This window comes from Bradyrhizobium sp., assembly GCF_016462955.1.
Taxonomy (GTDB): domain Bacteria; phylum Pseudomonadota; class Alphaproteobacteria; order Rhizobiales; family Xanthobacteraceae; genus Bradyrhizobium.
The window spans coordinates 1-4,105 of the sequence record NZ_JAEMSD010000491.1 but is presented as its reverse complement, the minus strand read 5'-3'; the positions used below and the strand labels follow the sequence as shown (position 1 = coordinate 4,105).

The following is a 4,105-nucleotide window of genomic DNA, read 5'->3' as shown; positions in this document are numbered from 1 at the left end:
CGCGACCGACTCGACCTTCGCGGGGGCGATCGCCAACGGTTCGGGCGTGATCGCCATGGTTTCGGGCACCTTGTAGTCGGACAGCCGCTCGGCGCACCAGGCTCGCAGCTCGCTGTCCGCGACCGCGCCGCGCGTCACCACCACGGCGTGGACGCGCTCGCCGAGCACCGGGCAGGCCTTGGCGATGATCGCGCTCTCGACCACGGCGGGGTGGCCCGCGAGCACCGATTCGACCTCGGCCGAATAGATCTTCAGCCCGCCGCGATTGATCATGTCCTTCTGCCGGTCGAACACGCGGACAAAACCGTCCGCATCGACCGAGCCGAGATCACCGGAGTGCCAGAATCCGCCGGTGAAGCTTTCGGCCGTGGCCTTCGGGTTGTTCCAATAGCCCTTGATGACGGAGGCGCTCTGGATCCAGAGCTCGCCGATCTCGCCAGGTGGCAGCTCGCGGCCATCAGGCCCCATCGCGACGATGCGCGCGCCCGGACACGGCAGGCCGACGCTGTCGATATGGCGTTCGGTCAGTTCCCCCGGCATGATGGTGGAGGGCGAGGTCGTCTCGGTCGCGCCGTAGCAGTTCATCAGCTTCAGGCCGGGGATCTTGGCCTTGAGCTTCTCGATGGTCGCGACCGGCATCGGCGCGCCGCCGAAGCCGCCGATGCGCCAGCTCGACAAATCGTAGCCGTCGAAGTCCGGCTGGAGCAGGCAGAGATTGTACATCGCCGGCACCATCACCGTGTAGGTGACGCGCTCGCGCGCGGCGAGCTTGAGATAATCGGCGGCCTTGAACTCGGGCATGATGATCAACGCGCCGCCGCAGCGGATCATGGTCGTGATGTTGGCGACGACGCCGGTGACGTGGCCGAGCGGCACCGCCGCGATCGAGCGATCGGTGTCCGTCAATTGCAGGCAGGACACGAACAACATCGAGGAATGGACGATGTTGCAATGGGCCAGCATCGCGCCCTTCGGCTTGCCCGTGGTGCCGGAGGTGTAGAGGATCATCGCGGTGTCCTCTTCGCTCACTTCGACCGGCGCGGGCGCCGGGGCATTGTCGGCAAGCGCGGAGAAGCGCGACCGGACCGGATCGTCGTCGACGGCGATGCGGTGGACCAGATCGGGCACGTCCTGCGCATTGGGCAGCCGCTCGGCCAGCGCGGCCTCGTGGATCAGGATTTTGGCGCCGCAATCAGCGAGCACATAGGCGATCTCCGGCTTCTGCTGTCGCGTGCTGAGCAGGACCGTGACGAGCCCCTCATGTGAGGCGGCAAACAGCAGCAGCGGAAACTCGATGCGGTTGCCGAGCAGGATGGCGACGCGGTCGCCGCGCGCAAGGCCGAGCTTGCGAAAGCCCGCCGCGATCCGCGCCGCCTGCTCCACCGCCTGCCGCCAGCTCAGGCGGACATGGCCTGCGATCAGCGCCTCGCCATCCGGGTTGCGATCGCGCGCCTCCGCGATCATCGCCCAAAGGTTCGCGGGCCGATCCGAAAATGCCGGCACCACCCGGTCGCCGAAGCGCGTCTCCAGCCGCATCGGCGGGATCTGAGATTGCGACCAGTCCATCGAAGGGCCCTCGGCTTGTTGCTCTTGTTATCTTCCCCGCACGGTCACACAGCACCGTCTTGCGCTGATCGGCTAGACCCCGATCACGGGAACGCCGATCACGACCGGATGGAACGCAAAGGCCAGCGCGAGATAAGCGACGACGCCGACCGCGACCGCGATCAGATCGTTGCTGACGCCCCCGACCGGTATCGGCGGCGCACCGCCGTCATTGCGACGCTTGAGCGTGATGCGGTCAAACACCGCCCAGCCCAGGAACGAGCCGAACAGGATGATGGAGCCGAGATCGCCATTGGCGAGCAGATGCGCCGCCGCCCACAGCTTGACGCCGGCGAGCATCGGATGCTTCAGCGTCGCATAGATGCGGCCGCGCAGATAGGACGCCACGACCAGGATCACCGCGGGGAGCATCAGCGCGAGCGTGATGTGCTTCATCGCCTTCGGCGGATACCAGACATCGATCCAGCCGGTGGCTCGGTAGTGGGCATAGCCCCAGATGATCAGCGCGAGCCCGGCCAGCGAGACCAGCGAGTAGAGGATCTTGTAGGTCCCCTCACCCATCCTCGCGATGGCCTGCGCGCGCGCGTCGCGCCTCGTCGTGAAAACATGGGCCCCGAAAAACAGCACCAGCCCCAGGATCATCACCAGCAGACCCACGACATCCTCCCCGCCAAGCAGCCCCCGCCTCTGAGGTATCATCGATTGGCCGCGGGTCGCAACTGATGCGCTACTTGAGCTCGCGATTGTCGACATAGCGGATCGCGATGGGGCGCCCTGCCAGCGCGCCACCGAGTCCGCCGGTGAATTTCAGCGGCAGACACGCCTTCAACGATGAATTGATCGCGTTGAGGTAAGTGGTTCGGGTTTCGGCGGGGACGCCGGGCGTCGCGAAGGTCAGGCGCGGCGGGCCGATCAGGCCACCCGCCTTGTTGAAGCTGAATCGCACCGACATCTGCATGCCCGCACGCGCATGGTCCGTTGGCGGCGACCAGCAGCTGCGCAGCGCGGCGAAGAGGTCACCGATCGTGTCGAGATCGTGATCGGGCTTTTGGTATTTGGCGCGATCGGCTTCGGAGGGAACGCTCTGGATCGTGAGCTGGAGATTCTGGCCGTAAGGATAGTCAATCTCCGGGATGCAGGGGCCGGGCTCCAGCGGGCTGCAGTAGGACGGCGTGCAGGGCTCGCCGTCGAGTACGCTGCACGGCTCGTGCGAGAACGGAATCGGATTGATCTGGCGGGGTCGCGCGTCGGCAGCGGCGGCGGTCGAGATCGCCAGCATGAGGATGACGAGAATGCTGCGCCACATCATGCGAACGTGGTATCGCGAATGGACACGTCAAGCCTAGACGCGTTCACATGCGCGCGTTTAACCCCGGTGTCGTCGCCCGGCTTGACCGGGCGACCCAGTACTCCGTGACGGCAATGATTGAATCGATGGGCTGCGGCGTACTGGATTCCCCGCCTTCGCGGGGAATGACAGCGGAGTATTTAGCCAACAGCGGGGCCAAAACGCGCCCTACCCCTTCTTCTTGACGTCCTTGACGTTGGTGAACTCGATGCCCTCGGCACGTTCCTTGGTGTAGCCGAGATAGAACTCATTCCGGGCGAGATAGACGGGATCGCCGTCGACATCGTCCGCGATGCTGGAGGTATTAGCGGCGATGAAGGTGTCGAGCTTCTTGCGGTCGTCAGAGGAAACCCAGCGCGCCAGCTGGAACTCGCTGACCTCGAACTCGACCGGGAGCGAATATTCCGCCTCCAGCCGCGCCTTCAACACGTCGAGCTGCAGTGCGCCGACCACGCCGACGAGTGCCGGGGCGCCGTCGCGCGGGCGGAACACCTGCACCACGCCCTCCTCCGACATCTGCTGCAGCGCTTCCTTCAGCTTCTTCGCCTTCATCGCGTCGGTGAGACGGACGCGGCGGACGATTTCCGGCGCGAAGCTCGGCACGCCCACGAAGTTGAAATCCTCGCCTTCGGTCAGCGTGTCGCCGATCCGCAGCGTGCCGTGGTTGGGGATGCCGACGACGTCGCCCGCGAAAGCCTCGTCCGCCACCGAACGATCCTGCGCGAAGAAGAATTGCGGGCTCGACAGCGGCATGCTCTTGCCGGTGCGCACCAGCTTGGCCTTCATGCCGCGGCTGAGCTTGCCGGAGCAGAGTCGCGCAAAGGCGATGCGGTCGCGGTGGTTCGGATCCATGTTGGCCTGGATCTTGAACACGAAGGCGCTCATGCGCGGATCGGTGGCCTCGACCTTGCGTTGGTCGCTGTCCTGCGCGCGCGGCTCGGGCGCGAACTTTCCGAGCCCTTCCAGGAGGTCGCCGACGCCGAAATTGCGCAGCGCGCTGCCGAAATAGACCGGCGTCAGATGTCCCTCGCGGAAGGCTTCGAGCTCGAACGGCTTCGAGGCCTCGGTGACCAGTTCGAGCTCGTCCTTCACCGCGGAGACGTCGAGATTGGCGTTGAGCTTGGCCAGCTCCTCGATCGCGATCTGCTGGGCCGCGCCGCGCAGCCTCTGCACGACGAAGGCGAAGATGCA

At 65.7% G+C, this 4,105-nt stretch carries 3 protein-coding genes and 1 pseudogene; all 4 read right to left on the bottom strand.

Annotation, left to right across the window (positions count from 1 at the left end; genetic code table 11):
• Positions 1 to 1,566 (bottom strand): annotated as a pseudogene (locus tag JHD07_RS32555) (class I adenylate-forming enzyme family protein); the annotation flags it as partial.
• A 72-nt stretch (positions 1,567 to 1,638) separates the two neighbouring features.
• Positions 1,639 to 2,223 carry an NnrU family protein gene (locus tag JHD07_RS32550; RefSeq protein WP_291629592.1) on the bottom strand — a complete coding sequence of 195 codons (585 nt, stop codon included), beginning with the start codon at positions 2,221 to 2,223 and terminating at the stop codon, positions 1,639 to 1,641.
• A 70-nt stretch (positions 2,224 to 2,293) separates the two neighbouring features.
• Complete coding sequence (locus JHD07_RS32545) at positions 2,294 to 2,872, bottom strand: hypothetical protein (RefSeq protein WP_291629595.1); 579 nt, start codon at positions 2,870 to 2,872, stop codon at positions 2,294 to 2,296.
• Positions 2,873 to 3,082: 210 nt separating this feature from the next.
• Positions 3,083 to 4,105: EF-Tu/IF-2/RF-3 family GTPase (locus JHD07_RS32540; RefSeq protein WP_291629590.1), on the bottom strand; the 1,023-nt coding region annotated here is incomplete at its 5' end.